Annotated in this window: 13 protein-coding genes; 3 read left to right on the top strand and 10 right to left on the bottom strand. The window is 73.4% G+C overall.

What is annotated here, in order from left to right; translation table 11 throughout:
• Positions 1-6: 6 nt before the first annotated feature.
• Positions 7-1,590: a TerD family protein gene (locus ACZ7H1_RS12965; RefSeq protein WP_470786171.1), complete on the bottom strand. Its 1,584-nt coding sequence runs from the start codon at positions 1,588-1,590 to the stop codon at positions 7-9.
• A gap of 96 nt (positions 1,591-1,686) precedes the next feature.
• On the bottom strand, positions 1,687-2,250 hold the full coding sequence (locus ACZ7H1_RS12960; RefSeq protein ID WP_470786169.1) for a M48 metallopeptidase family protein: 564 nt from the start codon (positions 2,248-2,250) through the stop codon (positions 1,687-1,689).
• 214 nt (positions 2,251-2,464) lie between these two features.
• On the opposite strand from ACZ7H1_RS12960, the gene ACZ7H1_RS12955 reads away from it, so the two are divergent.
• Positions 2,465-3,613, top strand: coding sequence for a TOMM precursor leader peptide-binding protein (locus ACZ7H1_RS12955; protein WP_470786167.1), 1,149 nt, complete (start codon positions 2,465-2,467; stop codon positions 3,611-3,613).
• 43 nt (positions 3,614-3,656) lie between these two features.
• Complete coding sequence (locus ACZ7H1_RS12950; RefSeq protein ID WP_470786165.1) at positions 3,657-4,985, top strand: ABC1 kinase family protein; 1,329 nt, start codon at positions 3,657-3,659, stop codon at positions 4,983-4,985.
• A gap of 18 nt (positions 4,986-5,003) precedes the next feature.
• On the opposite strand, the gene ACZ7H1_RS12945 is transcribed toward ACZ7H1_RS12950, so the two are convergent.
• The 5 genes from ACZ7H1_RS12945 to ACZ7H1_RS12925 all read right to left on the bottom strand — a co-directional run bounded on the left by ACZ7H1_RS12945 (position 5,004) and on the right by ACZ7H1_RS12925 (position 8,934).
• The gene (locus ACZ7H1_RS12945; protein WP_470786163.1) at positions 5,004-5,210 is read right to left on the bottom strand and encodes a hypothetical protein; all 207 of its coding nucleotides are present in this window, start codon (positions 5,208-5,210) and stop codon (positions 5,004-5,006) included.
• Positions 5,211-5,310: 100 nt separating this feature from the next.
• The gene (locus ACZ7H1_RS12940; RefSeq protein WP_470786161.1) at positions 5,311-5,646 is read right to left on the bottom strand and encodes a hypothetical protein; all 336 of its coding nucleotides are present in this window, start codon (positions 5,644-5,646) and stop codon (positions 5,311-5,313) included.
• The gene (locus ACZ7H1_RS12935) at positions 5,643-6,011 is read right to left on the bottom strand and encodes a WhiB family transcriptional regulator (RefSeq protein ID WP_470786160.1); all 369 of its coding nucleotides are present in this window, start codon (positions 6,009-6,011) and stop codon (positions 5,643-5,645) included. The genes ACZ7H1_RS12940 and ACZ7H1_RS12935 overlap by 4 nt, the downstream gene beginning before the upstream one ends.
• A 181-nt stretch (positions 6,012-6,192) precedes the next feature.
• Positions 6,193-6,525 carry a hypothetical protein gene (locus ACZ7H1_RS12930; RefSeq protein ID WP_470786159.1) on the bottom strand — a complete coding sequence of 111 codons (333 nt, stop codon included), beginning with the start codon at positions 6,523-6,525 and terminating at the stop codon, positions 6,193-6,195.
• Positions 6,526-6,693: 168 nt separating this feature from the next.
• Positions 6,694-8,934, bottom strand: coding sequence for an ATP-dependent DNA helicase UvrD2 (locus tag ACZ7H1_RS12925; RefSeq protein WP_470786157.1), 2,241 nt, complete (start codon positions 8,932-8,934; stop codon positions 6,694-6,696).
• Between the two features lie 100 nt (positions 8,935-9,034).
• Here ACZ7H1_RS12925 and ACZ7H1_RS12920 point away from each other — a divergent pair, with 100 nt between their 5' ends.
• Positions 9,035-9,289 (top strand): mycoredoxin, encoded by a 255-nt coding sequence (locus ACZ7H1_RS12920; protein ID WP_470786156.1) that lies wholly within the window; start codon positions 9,035-9,037, stop codon positions 9,287-9,289.
• Positions 9,290-9,331: 42 nt separating this feature from the next.
• Here ACZ7H1_RS12920 and nudC read toward each other — a convergent pair whose 3' ends face one another.
• From nudC to ACZ7H1_RS12905, 3 genes are read right to left on the bottom strand one after another with little or no spacing between them, the layout of a single operon-like run.
• Entirely contained in the window at positions 9,332-10,315 is a 984-nt protein-coding gene (gene nudC, locus ACZ7H1_RS12915; protein ID WP_470786154.1) for an NAD(+) diphosphatase, read from the bottom strand.
• Between the two features lie 59 nt (positions 10,316-10,374).
• Positions 10,375-11,778, bottom strand: coding sequence for a dipeptidase (locus ACZ7H1_RS12910; protein WP_470786153.1), 1,404 nt, complete (start codon positions 11,776-11,778; stop codon positions 10,375-10,377).
• Positions 11,779-11,788: 10 nt separating this feature from the next.
• Positions 11,789-15,292, bottom strand: a complete 3,504-nt coding sequence (locus ACZ7H1_RS12905) for a UvrD-helicase domain-containing protein (RefSeq protein ID WP_470786152.1) — start codon at positions 15,290-15,292, stop codon at positions 11,789-11,791.
• Between the last annotated feature and the right edge of the window lie 23 nt (positions 15,293-15,315).

Raw genomic sequence — 15,315 nt, 5'->3', positions numbered from 1 at the left:
GCTGCCTCACACCTCGAAGGGCTGTACGACGACGAAGTTGCCGGGGGCGCCGCGGAACTGGAGGTTCACGGCTTCTCCGGTCCGGCTGGCGTAGCCGGAGCGGCGCAGCCGCAGCGCCGTGGTCGTGACGGCCTGGGCACCGGCAGACCACGCGATGACGGCGTTGCCGTCCACGTAGGTCGCGGGGCCGACGGGGAGGACGACCGGGGTGCCGCGGGTCTTCACGACGACGGCTCCGGTGCCGGAGAACAGCATGGAGAACAGGCCCCCGCCGGGCAGCCCGGCGCCCTCGATCCGGCGGACCTCGGTGGCGAGCGACTCGTCGAAGGCGAGCACGCCGGCGGCGCTGGTGTAGAGCTGGTCGGTGCCTTCGAGGCGGATCACGAAGAGCTGGCTGGCCTCGTCGGCGAGGAAGACCTCGCCGTCGCCGGCGCAGCGCATGAGGGACATGCCCTGGCCGGTGAGCTGGCCGGTGAGCTTGCCGAGCAGGCCGGAGCCCTTGTGGGCGAAGTCGATGTCGCCCTGGTAGGCGACCATGCTGCCCTGGCGGGCCAGGATGGCCTGGTTCTTCGTCAGGGTGACGCGGACCTGCTGGGGGTTCTGCTCGGTCCACCGCTCGCCGACGGGTGCCTCGGCGTACTTGGTCAGGACCATGCGCAGGCCCGCCTCGGGCGGCGCGGGTGCCAGGGACTGCACGGCGCCGAACGGCGGGGCGCCGGGCGGGGCCATGGCTCCGGGCGGCGCCATGGGGGCGGGCGCGAAGGGCGCCGGGACCGCACCCGGCGGGGCCACGGGGGCGGGGGCCGGGGTGAAGGGCGGCGGGACGGCGGCCGGCGGAGCGGGCGGCGGGACCGGCGCGGCGGCCGGGGCCGGGGGCGCGCCGAAGGACGCGGTCTGCGGGGCCGGGATGCCGAACCCGGGCGCGGGAGCCGGGGCCGGGGGCGGGGTGCCGAACACCGGCGCGGGGGCCGGCGGCGGGGTCGCTGCGGCGGGCGGCGGCGCGAAGGCCGGGGCGGGTGCCGGGGCGGCGAACTGCGGGGCCTGGGCGGCCGCGGGCTGCTCCTCCGCGACCTCTCCGCCGAAGTTCTGCAGCAGCGCGTCCAGCCCGCCGTCGAAGCCCTGTCCGACAGCGGCGAAGCGCCAGACGTCCTTGAGGTAGAAGTCTCCGAGCATCACGGCCCGCTCGGTGCTGAACTCCGCACCGGTGAAGGCGTACCGGACGACTTCCTCGCCGCCGGCGACGATGCGGATGTACCCGGGGCCGACCTGGGACATCTGACCGCCGCCGTCGATGGTGGCGGTGAAGGAGAGCTTGTGGACCGCCGCCGGAATGCGGTCGAGCGTGACCCGGAAGGACTCGGTGTCGCCGGACTGCGGCCCGAGCTGCTGAATCGACTCCTCGGGCGACTTCGGCTGGTTGTAGAAGATGAAGTACCGGTCGTCCGAAAGCTGTTCGTTGGCGTCGAGGCCGAAACAGCTGATGTCGAACGTCATACCGGGACCGGAAATCTGGACGCCTACGTACAGGTCCGTCCCCGGCGTCAGGTCACTGATCTTGGCCTTGTGGCCGCGTTGGAATTCCCTGGCCATGCGTAACGACCGTCCCCCATCCCGACTGTGAATGCGTTGAGCCAGGCTAACGGCAATCGAGGACATCCAGCCAAGCCGGTACCGAGCCGGTACATTTCACGGAGAGTCACCGGACGGGACGTCGTCCGCCTCGGGACGCGGCCCGGGGAGCCGGTCTGCCGCGACGATCCCTTCGAGGTAGCCACGGGCCCGCTCGGTACGCGGATACGGCTCCAGCAGCCGCCAGAAGTCGGGGCCGTGCCCGGGGACCAGCAAGTGCGCCAGCTCGTGCAGGAGTACGTAGTCGAGCACGTACTCGGGCATCCCCTGGAGGCGGTGCGAGAGCCGGATGCTGCCCTCCGCGGGGGTGCAGGAGCCCCAGCGGGTGTTCTGGTTGGTGACCCAGCGGACCGAGGCGGGGCGCGCGCGGCCCTCGAAGTACTGCTCGGACAGGCGCTCGGCCCGCTCGGTCAGGGCGGAGTCCCCGGGAATCCGGCGGCTCTCCTGGGCGGCCAGCTTGTCGAGCATCACCCCCACCCAGCGCTGTTCCTCCGCCTCGGACATCCGGGCGGGGATGAGGACGACCGTTCGATCGCCCTCGCGGTAGGCGGAGACGGTCCTGCGGCGGCGCGCGCTCCGGCGGACTTCGACGGCGGAGCGGGGCAGTGGATCGGCGGACACGGCACGACCGTACCGGGTGGCCGCGGCGGAAGTCCCGTGGCTCCTGCCGTTCACGCATGATCGATTCAGCAGGCGAACCGGTCCGGTCGGTTAATAGGCCTGCGACCCCTTGCCTGTGGACAACTCGGCGCACGGATTTCGCGGCGCGGGCATTCTGCCGATGTGTCCGCGATCACGGACGCGGAGACCGGACGTGCGATCAACGGGGGAAGAGATGTATCCGAAGGTGAAACCGGCACTGGCACGGGCCTGGCGCGATCTCCAGACGGTGCAATTCGGGGTGACACCCGCTCATGCCGTGGTCCTCGGGCCGGTGGACACGGCGACGGGCAGTTTCCTCGGGCTGATCGACGGGACGCGCGGGATGCCGATGCTGCGGGACGAGGCCCGGTCGATGGGGCTGCCGGACGGCCAGGCGGACCGGCTCGTGGCCCGGCTCGCGGAGTCCGGGCTGATCGACGACAGCACCGCGGGCGGGCCTGCCGCCCAGGCCATGCGGGCGCGGACGGAGGCGGTCGAGCGGCTGGCCCCCGACCTCGGTTCGCTGTCGCTGCTGAGCCGCGAACCGGGCGGGGCGATGCGGGGGCTGGCGGCCCGGCGCGCCATACGCGTCCAGGTGCGCGGCGGCGGCCGGGTCGGCGCGGTGATCGCCGCCGTGCTGGCCGGGGCGGGAGTGGGCCGGGTCGAGGTACTGGACGGAGGGCTGGCCGAGCCCGGCGACGTCGCGCCGGGCGGACTGCCTCCGGGGGCGGTCGGCAGACGCCGGGCCGCCGCCGCGCACGATCTGGTCGCGGCAGCGGCACCCGGTCCCCCGCCGCGCACGGCCGAGGGCCGCGCCACCGGGCCGCCGGCCTCGGAGCCCGGGCTGTCGCTGGTGGTGGTCGCGCCGCGGGACGGACTCGCCGTGTACGCGCCCGATCCGGCCGGAGCCGAGGACTGGATCGCCACCGGCACGCCGCACCTGTACGCGGGCGTGCTGGAGGGCACGGGCCTCGTGGGGCCCCTGGTGCTGCCGGGCGGCACGGGCTGCGCGGGGTGCATGGAGCGGGAGCGGGTGGACCGGGACCGGGCGTGGCCGCGGATGCTCACCCAGTGGCGTGCCGTACACCGGCGGGGTGCGCCGGCCTGCGACCTGGGGCTGGCCACGGCCGTGGCGGGGCTGGCCGCGTCCCACGCGCTGGCCTTCCTCGACGGCGAGCTGCCCGGCTCCGCGGGGGCCCGGTGGGAGGCGGCGCTGCCGCAACTGGCCTGGCGGCGCCTGCCCGTCACACCTCAACCGCAGTGCCCGTGCGGGGCCGCGGACCCGGAAGGAGGGGAGCGCACCGCAAGGGCGCCGACGGCACAGGACACAATGGCCGGGTAACCGCCGCCCGCGGTACGGATGTCTGGGAACTGGAGGGGCACGCATGTCTGATCTTCCCCGGAAAGCGGTGATCCGTACCGCCAAGCTGGCCGCACTGCCACTGGGTATCGCAGGCCGTGCCACCTGGGGCCTGGGCAAGCGGATCGGCGGACGGCCGGCGGAGATCGTGGCGCGGGAGCTGCAACAGCGCACGGCCGAGCAGCTCTTCCGGGTCCTCGGGGAGCTGAAGGGCGGGGCGATGAAGTTCGGTCAGGCCCTGTCGGTGTTCGAGTCCGCACTGCCGGAGGACGTCGCCGGGCCGTACCGCGCCGCGCTGACCAAGCTCCAGGAGGCCGCCCCGCCGCTGCCGGCGGGGACGGTGCACACGGTGCTGGCCGAGCGTCTCGGCACGGACTGGCGGGAGCTGTTCCGGGAGTTCGACGACAAGCCGGCGGCGGCCGCCTCCATCGGGCAGGTGCACCGGGCGGTGTGGCGCGACGGGCGGGAGGTCGCGGTCAAGGTGCAGTACCCGGGGGCCGGGGAGGCGCTGCTGTCGGACCTGAGGCAGCTGAGCCGGTTCGCCGGGCTGCTGGGACCGCTGATACCCGGCATGGACGTCAAGCCCCTCATCACGGAGCTGCGCGACCGGGTGGCGGAGGAGCTGGACTACGGCTTGGAGGCGGAGGCGCAACGGGCGCATGCGGCGGTGTTCGCGGACGACCCGGACGTGTGGGTGCCCGACGTCGTGCACCAGGGCGAGCAGGTGCTCGTCACCGAGTGGATGGACGGGGTGCCGCTGTCGCAGGTGATAGCCGACGGCAGCCAGGAGCAGCGGGACGACGCCGGTCGCCTGCTGGCCCGGTTCCTGTTCTCCGGGCCTGCGCGCACGGGTCTGCTGCACGCCGATCCACATCCGGGCAACTTCCGCCTGCTGACCGGTGAGGACGGGCGGGCCCGGCTGGGCGTGCTGGACTTCGGCACGGTGGACCGGCTGCCCGGCGGGCTGCCGCCGACCATCGGGCTGTCGCTGCGCCGGACCCTGGAGGGGGACGCGGACGCGGTGTACCGGCACCTGTGCGAGGAAGGGTTCGTGAAGGAGTCGATCGAACTCGACCCGGACGCGGTGCTGGAATACCTGCGGCCCATCATCGAGCCGGCCGCGGTGGAGGAGTTCGCCTTCACCCGCGGGTGGTTGCGGGGGCAGGCGGCCCGGATCGCCGATCCGCGCTCGCCCGCACACCAGTTGGGCAAGCAGCTGAACCTGCCGCCGTCGTACCTGCTGATCCACCGGGTCACGCTGAGCACCATCGGGGTGCTGTGCCAGCTGGGCGCGCGGGTGCGGCTGCGGGACGAACTGCAGGACTGGCTCCCGGGGTTCGCCCCGGAGGACTGAGCGGGCGCGCCGGGGCGGTCACCACCAGGCCGAGTCGAGGCGGCCTTCGATGGCGCGGATGTTGGCCCGTGCGCAGTCGTGGCAGAAGTACTGTCTGCTGCCGTTCTCCACGGAACAGGTCCAGGTGGGCGGGGCTCCTTCGGGGGAGGTCGTACCGCAGCGAGCGCACACGACCGTCCCGGCCTCGGGCCCCGGGGGTGCGGGGTGGGGAGTCGGCTGGTCCACCTCCAGACGATATCGCCGCAGGGGGTTGGCGGAGTCCGCAACGCACCGAGGGGACCGGTCCGTTCGGACGGGTCCCCTCGGTGTTCGGGTCGGTGGTGCCTCAGTGCATGACGGCCATGGCCAGGGCACGGCGGGCGCGCATGGAGACGCGCTCGGCTCGCCGCTGCATCCGGCGGGCGGCGATCAGGCGCAGGGCGTGACGCTCCGAGTCGACCTCACGCATGCGCTCGTGCATATGGGCGCGGGCCATGGCTTCTGGGATGAGTTGCATTTCGCGGGTCCTGTTCTGACGCGAGGTGATCGCGGCGGTGGTGTTGAAGTCTGCGGTGGCGGAGGCTGCCTCTGCGGCTGCCTTCTCGCTGGTGTAGGGGGTCATCGGGGCCTGCTTCAGGGGGTCGTGCGTGAGGGGGCGGTCGATCGTTCCGAGGGCGTTCATGCCGCGACCGGGTTCTTGCGCGGACGACCGCGGGGCCGCTTGCGGGCGACGACGACACCCTGGACGAAGAGCTCGCCACCCCAGACGCCCCAGGGCTCGCGGCGCTCCAGCGCCCCGGCGAGGCAGGCCTCGACGAGCGGGCAGGTGCGGCAGAGGGACTTGGCGTACTCGACATCCGCCGGGGACTCGGCGAAGAAGACCTCGGGGTCGTAGGTACGGCAGGGGACGGGCACGCCGAGGTTCTCGATGGCGTCGTCGAGCGCGGTGAGGGTGGTGAGCGGAGTCAAGGTGGAGTCCTCCGGGACTGCGGGCGGGGAGATCGTTTGGGTCTGCGGTACGGACGGGGCGTGCGCTTCGAGTTGCACGGTGTTTTCTTCCTCGTCTGGTTCGTAGTCGTTCCGGCCTTGTTGGCCGGGGGCGGCTGGTACCTGGTCTTGCCAGTCCCGAGGCCCCTTCGCTCCGCCGTCCCCGTTCGGGGACAAACAGAAGGGCCGCGGATCCCGGGTGGGGTTCCGCGGCCCTGAAGGCGCCGGCCTGATCATGCGATCAGGCTGGATCACTCCAGGGTTCGAGCCCACGGAAGGCCCACATCGTGTGGTGCTGCGTCGTCTGCTTCTGGGATCCGGCACCGGCTGCCGCCACGGCATAGGCATGTGCCTGAGCCGCTGCTACTGCCACCGGTGCCTGGGTCGGTCGCTCATTGCCCTCGATGCGCTCCCGGACGGGGAGGGTGGCAAGGGTGGCCGGGCTGCCCAGGGAGACGGCGGACATACCGGTGCCCAGGACCGAAGGCAGGGAGACGACAGGGGTGGAGCCGAGCAGGCAGGAAGCGGCGACCGGGCGATCGGTCATTTTGGTGAAGGTCATGAAGCTGGTCACTGGTCTCGCCTCCTCTCGGCGTCTCGGGGACCCGGCCCGAGGGGCCTGTCCCATGCGTATTCGGATAAGTACAGCACGGAGACAGGGCTTCAGAGAAGCTCCTGTTTCCGTGGTTAAGAACCTATGGGGCCGTGCGGGGCATGTGCAAACTATTTTTCCGACGAGTTTCTACGCGTCGTCATCTTCGCCCCTGCCGGGCTCCTGACCTGCGCAGATGGCGAGGACGTCGGCGCCGAAGCGCTCGAGCTTCCGTCCGCCTACGCCCGAGATCATCGCGAGCTCGCCCTCCTGGGCGGGCGCGGCTTCGGCGATCGCCATGAGGGTCTTGTCCGTGAAGACGCAGTAGGCGGGCTGCCCCAGCTCCTTCGCCTGCTCCCCGCGCCAGTCCCGCAGGCGCTCGTAGAGGCCCTCGTCCATGTCCGACGGGCAGTCCTCGCAGCGCATCAGCTTCATCTCGCCGGCGTCGGTGAGCGTCTTGCCGCAGACCCGGCACTGGACGGGTCCGCGGCGGCCCCGCTTGCGGGTGCCCGGCGCGCCGCCTGCGGCCCCGGCGGCCGCCCGGGGGCCTCCGGCCGCCGAGCCGGGCCGCAGGCCGTTCAGGAAGCGGCTGGGGCGGCGCGAGGCGCGGCCGCCCGGGGCGCGGGAGAGCGCCCAGGACAGGGTGAGGTGCAGCCGGGCCCGGGTCACGCCGACGTACAGCAGCCGGCGCTCCTCCTCGACCTGGTCGTCGGTCTTGGCGTAGGTGATCGGCATCATGCCGTCGGTGAGGCCCACGAGGAACACGGCGTCCCACTCCAGGCCCTTCGCGGCGTGCAGCGAGGCGAGGGTGACGCCCTGGACGGTCGGGGCGTGCTGGGCCGCGGCCCGCTCGTCGAGCTCGACCGTGAGGTCCGCGAGCGTGGCTCCCGGGCGGCTGCGGGCGAAGTCCTCGGCGAGGCGGACGAGGGCGGCCAGCGATTCCCACTGGTCCCGGACCGCGCCGGAGCCGGCGGGCGGCTCGCTGGTCCAGCCGTTGGAGCTGAGCACGGCGCGGACCTGGGAGGCGAGCTCCACGACGTCGTCGAGGAGGGGGTCGTTCGCCCCGAAGCGGGCCGCGCTGCGCAGGTTCGCGATCGCCTGGCGGACCTCGGTCCGCTCGAAGAAGCGCTCGGCGCCGCGGAGCTGGTAGGGCACGCCGACGTCGGCGAGGGCTTGTTCGTAGACCTCGGACTGGGCGTTGATCCGGTAGAGCACGGCGATCTCGCCGGCCGGTACGCCGGCTGCGATCAGGTCGCGGATCCGGCGGGCCACGCCCTCGGCCTCGGCGGGCTCGTCGGGGTATTCGGCGTAGACCGGCTCGGGGCCCTGCTCGCGCTGGGAGACGAGCTCCAGGCGGTGGTCGGCGGCCTTGCCGCGGGCCTGGGCGAGCAGGCCGTTGGCCAGGTGCACCACCTGGGGGGTGGAGCGGTAGTCGCGGACGAGCTTGACGACCTTGGCCTGCGGGAAGCGGTTGCGGAAGTTCAGCAGGTGGTCGGGGGTGGCGCCGGTGAAGGAGTAGATCGTCTGGCTGGCGTCGCCGACGACGCAGAGGCTGTCGCGGTCGCCGAGCCACAGCTCCAGCAGGCGCTGCTGGAGCGGGCTGACGTCCTGGTACTCGTCGACGACGAAGTGCTGGTACTGGGCGCGGATCTGCTCGGCGATGTCGTGGCGGTCGTGCAGCACACCGACGGTGAGGAGCAGCACGTCCTCGAAGTCGATCACCATGCGGTCGCGCTTGAGCTGTTCGTACAGCCCGTAGATCTGGGCGATCTCCGCGGCGTCGCGGGGGATCTCGCGGTTCGACTTGGCCGCGGCGGCGGCGTAGTCGGCGGGGACGGTCTGGGTGACCTTGGCCCACTCGATCTCGCCGGTGACGTCCCGGAGCTCGTTGCGGTCCAGGCGGATCCGGCAGCGGGCCGCGGACTCGGCCACCAGCTGGATCTTGCGCTCGAGGAGCCGGGGCATGTCGCCGCCGACCGCCCGGGGCCAGAAGTACTGGAGCTGCCGCAGGGCGGCGGAGTGGAAGGTGCGGGCCTGCACCCCGCCCGCGCCGAGCGTGCGCAGCCGCCCGCGCATCTCCCCGGCGGCGCGGTTGGTGAACGTGACGGCCAGCACGCTCGCGGGCTGGAGGATGCCCGCGCGGACGCCGTACGCGATCCGGTGGGTGATGGCGCGGGTCTTGCCCGTGCCTGCGCCTGCGAGCACGCACACCGGACCGCGCAACGTCGTGGCGACCTCGCGCTGCTCCGGGTCCAGGCCCAGGAGCACCGCGTCGGCGGACTCCGCGACGGGCGGGAAGGAAGGGGAGTGCGTTGCTGCTGTCACCCTGCCATGCTGCCAGGTTCGGAGAGCCGGACGGGAAAGTTGTCCACAGGCGGGCCCGATCGTCATACGAATCACTTGCGGCGGGCCCTGGGGAATGGCCGAAGGCCGTCGTACGTTCGAGTCCCTGGAACGACCCCGAACCAGTCCCCAGAGGAGCGCACCCACCATGCAGGGTTCCGTGACGATGTACAGCACGACGTGGTGCGGCTACTGCCGCCGTCTGAAGTCCCAGATGGACCGCGAAGGCATCGCCTACACCGAGATCAACATCGAGCTGGACGCCGACTCGGCCGCCTTCGTCGAGAAGGCCAACGGCGGCAACCAGACCGTCCCCACGGTGCGCATCGTCTCCTCTGCCGGCAGCGAGTCCGTCATGACGAACCCGAGCCTGGCGCAGGTCAAGCAGGCCCTCGCGGTCTGAGCCGCACCGGCCCTGCCCGGAGCGGCAGGGCCGGACGCGCCCTCAGCGCGGCTGCGGCTTCGGGAGGGGCTTGCCGTACCAGAGCTCGACGAGCCGGGCCGCGATGGAGATGCCCGAGGGCGGCAGCACCTCGCCGCTCTCGATCGCCGCGCGCAGGTCCTCGCGGGAGAACCAGCGGGCCTCCTGGATCTCCTCGCCGTCCACGTTGATCACCGATGAGGTGGCACGGGCCATGAAGCCCAGCATCAGGCTGGACGGGAAGGGCCAGGGCTGGCTGGCGATGTACTCGACCTCGCCGACCGTGACGCCCGCCTCCTCCCACACCTCGCGGATCACCGACTGCTCGATCGACTCGCCCGGCTCCACGAAGCCCGCCAGCGTCGAGAAGCGGCCCTCCGGCCAGTGCACCTGGCGGCCCAGCAGCGCGCGGTCCTGCTCGTCGGTGACGAGCATGATCACGGCCGGGTCGGTGCGCGGGTAGTGCTCGGCCCCGCAGGCCGGGCAGCGGCGTACGTGCCCGGCCGCGGCCACGACCGTGCGCTCGCCGCAGCGCGAGCAGAAGCGGTGCAGGCGCTGCCAGTTCTCCAGTGCCACGGCGTGCACCATCAGTCCCGCGTCCCGCGGGGACAGCAGCAGCCCGGCCTCGCGCAGGCCGGCCGCGCGCGCCGACTGGTCCAGCCGCCCGGGCAGCGAGTCCTTCTGGAGGGCGAAGTAGCGCACTCCCTCCTCGTCGGTGCCGAGGAAGTAGCGGTGCGTCTCCGTGACCGGGGCCTCGAAGGCCGGCGTCATCACGAGCCCGGTGCCGCCGTCGGGCGTGTCGTCGATCAGGACCTGGCCGCCGGAGACGACGAACACGCGCGTCGTCGGGTGGCTCCAGGCCGCCGCCAGCCAGGCCTCGTCGAGGCGGTGGTGGGCGGCGCGGTCGATGCCGCTCGGAGCGGTGAGCGACACGGGACGGTCCGCGGAACCTCCGCGGTCCCCGGTACGGCCGATCTGCTCGGTCGAGGTGCTCACAGGTGCTTCCAACTCCCCCGGTGGTGGTGAATGGGTGCGCTTTCCTTGGTACCCGGCTGCGGGCTGCGGCGTCAGGGCGTCCAGTGGGCGGACAGGTCGCCCCACAGGTACGCGGTCGCCTCGACGCCCTTGAGGAGCAGGTCGATCTCGACCTTCTCATTGGGGGCGTGCCAGCCGTCGGACGGTACGGAGATGCCGAGGAAGAGCACGGGCGCGCCGAGCACGTCCTGCAGGTCCGCGGCCGGTCCGGAGCCGCCCTCGCGGGTATAGCGGACCTTCTGTCCGAACGCGCGGCCCATGGACCGGACGACCGACTGGAGCGCGGGGTGCTCCAGCGGGGTCAGGCAGGGCCGGGTCGGGGCGCCGAAGGTGATGTCGTGGCGGATGCCGGCCGGGATCTGCGCTGCCACCCAGTCCTTGACGGCGGCCTCGATGACGTACGGGTCCTGGCCGGAGACCAGGCGGAACGAGATCTTCAGCTGGGCGCCCTTGGGGATGATCGTCTTGCCGCCGGGGCCCTGGTAGCCGCCGCCGATGCCGTTGAGCTCGGCCGTCGGGCGGGCCCAGACGCGCTCGAGGGTGGAGTAGCCGGCCTCGCCGAGCGTCCCGTACGACTTGGCGGTGCGCAGCCACTCGCTCTCGTCGAACGGCAGCTCGGCGATCAGCTCGCGCTCGGCGTCGGTGAGCTCGGCGATGCCGTCGTAGAAGCCGGGGATCGTGACGCGTTCGTTCTCGTCGTGGAGGGCCGCGACCAGGCGGGCGGCGACGGTGGCCGGATTGGGCACGGCGCCGCCGAAGGAGCCGGAGTGGATGTCCTGGTCCGGGCCGTACAGCTCGATCTCGCAGTCGGCCACGCCGCGCATGCCCGTGCAGACGGTGGGCGTGGTCTCGGACCACATGCCGGTGTCGGAGACGATCACGACGTCCGCGGCGAGGCGGCCGGCGTGTGCCTCGACGAGCTCCCGGAAGTGCGGGGAGCCGGACTCCTCCTCGCCCTCGACGAGGAGTTTCAGGTTGACGGCGGGGGCGGTACGGCCGGTCGCCGCGAGGTGGGCGCGGACGCCGAGCGTGTGGAAGAAGACCTGGCCCTTGTCGTCGGCGGCGCCGCGCGCGTACATCCGGCGGCCGTCGTCGGTGACCACCGGTTCGAACGGGTCGGTGTCCCAGCCGTCCTCGCGGGCGGCCGGCTGCACGTCGTGGTGTCCGTAGACGAGGACGGTGGGGGCGGCCGGGTCGCCGCTGGGCCATTCGGCGTAGACCGCCGGGGCGCCGGGGGTCTCCCAGACCTCCGCGACCGGGAACCCGGTGCCGGTGAGCTTCGCCGCCAGCCACTCGGCGCTGCGGCGCACGTCGGGGGCGTGCGCGGGCTGCGCGGAGACGGACGGGATGCGGAGCCACTCGGCGAGGTCGCCGAGGAAGGCCGCGCGGTGCGTGTCGATGTACGTGCGGACGGCGCTGTCCGGGGTGTCGCTCATGCCTGTGAGCCTAGCTCGCGTCGCGCGGGCGCTTTTCCGTGCCCGATTTGCCTTGGAGGATCCGCTCAAGGGCCGCCCGGCCGGGGAGGCGGCGGGGCCGGACCACGCGCCCGCTGCGGACGTGGAGGAACGCCGCATGGACCCGCTCGGGGTCGATGCCCTGCGCTTCGGCCCAGGCCAGGCGGTAGACGGCGAGCTGCAGCGGGTCGGCGTCGGTGCCGTGCCCGGTCTTCCAGTCGACGATCTCGTACGTGTAGGCCTGCCCGGCGGGGTCGGCGGGATCGCCGGTGCGCTCGCGGTACACCGCGTCGATCCGGCCGCGGATCACCCGCCCCGCGAGGGTGAGCTGGACCGGGACCTCCATCCGGTACGGCGTGCGGTCGGCGTACGGGCTGCGCTCGAAGGCGGCCTTGAGGCGCGCGAGGTCGCGCTCGTCGGCGATCTCGGCCTCGCCGGCGCCGGGCAGGTCGTCGGGGTCGGTGAAGGGCAGTTCGAGCTCGTCGAACCGCGACTCCACCCAGGCGTGGAAGCGGGTGCCGCGGCGCGCCGCGGGCTGCGGTGGCTTGGGCATGGGGCGGGCCAGTTCGCGTACGAAGGCCTGCTCGTCGGCGGCGAGGCGCAGCAGCGCGCTCGCGGAGAGGGAGGCGGGCAGGGGAACGTCGCGCACGGCGGTCCGGGCGCGGCGCAGCTCGCCCGCGAGGGCGTCGAGGTCGCGGTCCCAGGACTCGGCGAGCCGCTCCTCCTCGGGGGTGAGCAAGCCGTCCCCGTGCGCGGCGGCCGCGGGTGTCACCGAGGCGGGTCCGGGGTCGGGTCCGTGCCCGGTGTCTGCCGGCGGGGGTGCGTCCCAGGGATCGGCGTCGTCCCACGGGTCCGGCTCCGGGGGGCCGTACGGGTCGGTGCCGTACGGGTCGGTGTCGTACGGCTCCTCGCAGTCGGGCGGCCAGAGGTACGCCTCGTCGGCGGCCGGAGCGGGTACGGGGGGAGCGGCGCCGGGAGGAGCGGCGCCGGGGGCGGGCCCGGTGCCGGCGCCGTCGAGGTGTGCGAGGACGCGGTCGGCGGCCTGCCGGCGGCGGGCGAACGACGCCGGGTCCAGGGGCAGCGGCCAGGACCGGTCCGGGGTGGCTTCGGAGGCGAGGGACGGGTTCTGCGCGTCCGGCTCCGGCTCGTCCGCCCAGGCCTCGATCTCGCCGTACCCGGCCGCGCAGTGCTCGTACAGCGCGTGCAGGAAGGAGGAGGGGCCGCGCGGCTTCTTCTGGGTGGGCCCCCACCAGTGGCCCGAGGCCAGCAGCAGGGTTCGGGGCCGGGTGAAGGTCACGTAGCCGAGGCGGAGCTCCTCGGTGGCCTGGTGGTCCTTCAGCCCGGTCTTGAAGTTCTTGAGGGCGGCCGCGCTCCAGGCGGTGACCTCGGGGAGGGTGGCGGCGTCGCCGCGCAGGGCGTGCGGCAGGACCTGCGGCTGCGCGGTCCAGGACTCGCGCGGCTGGGTGCTGGGGAAGGAGCCGGTGACGAGGCCGGGCACGGCGACCACGTCCCACTCCAGGCCCTTGGACTTGTGGGCGGTGAGGACCTTGACGGTGTTCTCCCCGCCGGGGAGGGAGTTGTCGAGGCCCTTCTCGTACTGGGCGGCGGTCCGCAGGAAGGAGAGGAACGCGAGCAGCGAGGCCTCGCCGTCGAGGGCGGCGAACCCGGCGGCGACGTCGAGGAAGTTCGACAGGGTCTCGCGGCGGCGGGCGGCCAGGGCGTGCGGCGACGCGGACAGCTCCACGTCCAGGCCGGTGGTGGCGAGGATGCGGTGGAGTACGTCCATCAGCGGGTCGGCGAGCGAGCGCCGCAGGTCGCGCAGCTCGGCGGCCATCCGCGCGAAGCGGACCCTGGCGTCGGCGGAGAACGGCAGCCCGTCGTCGGCGGAGCCCTCGTCGAGGAAGGTGTCCAGGGCGTCCGCGAGGGAGACGACCTCGGCCGGGTCGACGCCTTCGACGGCCGCCGCGAGACGTGCCTGCGGGTCGTCGTCCCCGCCGCGGTCGCGGGCGACCAGCAGCCGGGCGCGGCGGCCCAGCAGGGCGAGGTCGCGGGCGCCGATCCGCCAGCGCGGGCCGATGAGGAGGCGGACCAGGGAGGCGTTCGCCCCCGGGTCCTGGAGGACCTCGCACACGGCGACGAGGTCGGCGACCTCGGGCAGGTGCAGCAGCCCGGAGAGGCCGACGACCTCCACGGGCACGTCGCGGGCGACCAGTGCGCCCTGGATCGCGGCGAAGTCCACGGCGGAGCGGCACAGCACCGCGATCTCGCCGGGGGCCCTGCCGGTGCGGACCAGGTGCGCCAGCGAGTCCGCGAGCCAGTCCAGCTCGTCGGCGTGGGTGGGCAGCAGGGCGCAGCGGACGGAGCCGTCGCGCTCGGCGCCGGGGGCGGGGCGCAGGGCTTCCACTCCCTCGTGCATCGCGCGCAGCGGCCCGGCGAGGCCGTTGGCGAGGTCGAGCAGGCGGCCGCCGCTGCGGCGGTTCTCGCTGAGGGAGTGGCGGGTGGCGGGGGTGCCGTCGGCGTGGGGGAAGTGGCGGGGGAAGTCGTCCAGGTTGGCGACGGACGCGCCGCGCCAGCCGTAGATGGCCTGGCAGGGGTCGCCGACCGCGGTCACGGCGTGCCCGGTGCCGCCGCCGAAGAGCCCGGACAGCAGCAGCCGCTGGGCCACGGAGGTGTCCTGGTACTCGTCGAGGAGGACGATCCGGAACTCGTCGCGCAGCAGGGCTCCGACTTCGGGCCGGGTGGTGGCCAGCTGGGCGGAGAGGGCTATCTGGTCGCTGAAGTCGAGGAGGTCCCGGGAGCGCTTGGCGGCGCGGTAGCGGGTGGTCAGTTCGAGGAGTTCGAGGCGGGCGCGGGCGGCCTCGGGGATCTTGCGCAGGTCGTCGTTGGTGAGCCGGGTCTGCGCGAGGGTGTCGAGGAGCGCGGTGTCGTGGGCGCGCAGGGCGGCCGGGTCGACGAGGTGCTCGGACAGCTCCGCGTCGAGGGCGAGCAGGTCGCCGACCAGGTCGGGCAGGGAGCGGGTGAGGGCCGGGTACGGTCCGGGGGCCTCGCGCAGCACGCGGGCGGCGAGCTGGAAGCGGGTGGCGTCCGCGAGGAGCCGGGAGCTGGGCTCCAGGCCGATGCGCAGGCCGTGGTCGGTGAGGAGCTGCCCGGCGAAGGCGTGGTACGTGGAGATGCGGGGCTCGCCGACGGGCTCCTCGGAGGGCGCCGGGTCGGGGTCGGTGACGCCGGCGCGGATCAGCGCGGTGCGTACGCGCTCGGCGAGCTCGCCGGCGGCCTTGTTGGTGAACGTGAGGCCGAGGACCTGCTCGGGGGCGACCTGTCCGGTGCCGACCAGCCAGACCACGCGCGCGGCCATCACCGTGGTCTTCCCGGAGCCGGCTCCGGCCACGATGACCTGCGGGGCGGGCGGTGCGGTGATGCAGGCCGTCTGCTCCGGGGTGAACGGGATGCCGAGGAGCTCCTTGAGCTGCTCGGGGTCGGTGATGCGCGCGGACACAGGAAAGAGGCTAGCCGCCCCCG

It is taken from the genome of Streptomyces sp. NPDC037401, assembly GCF_055602345.1.
The sequence above is the reverse complement of the archived record's forward strand: the minus strand, read 5'-3'. Positions and strand labels throughout refer to the sequence as shown.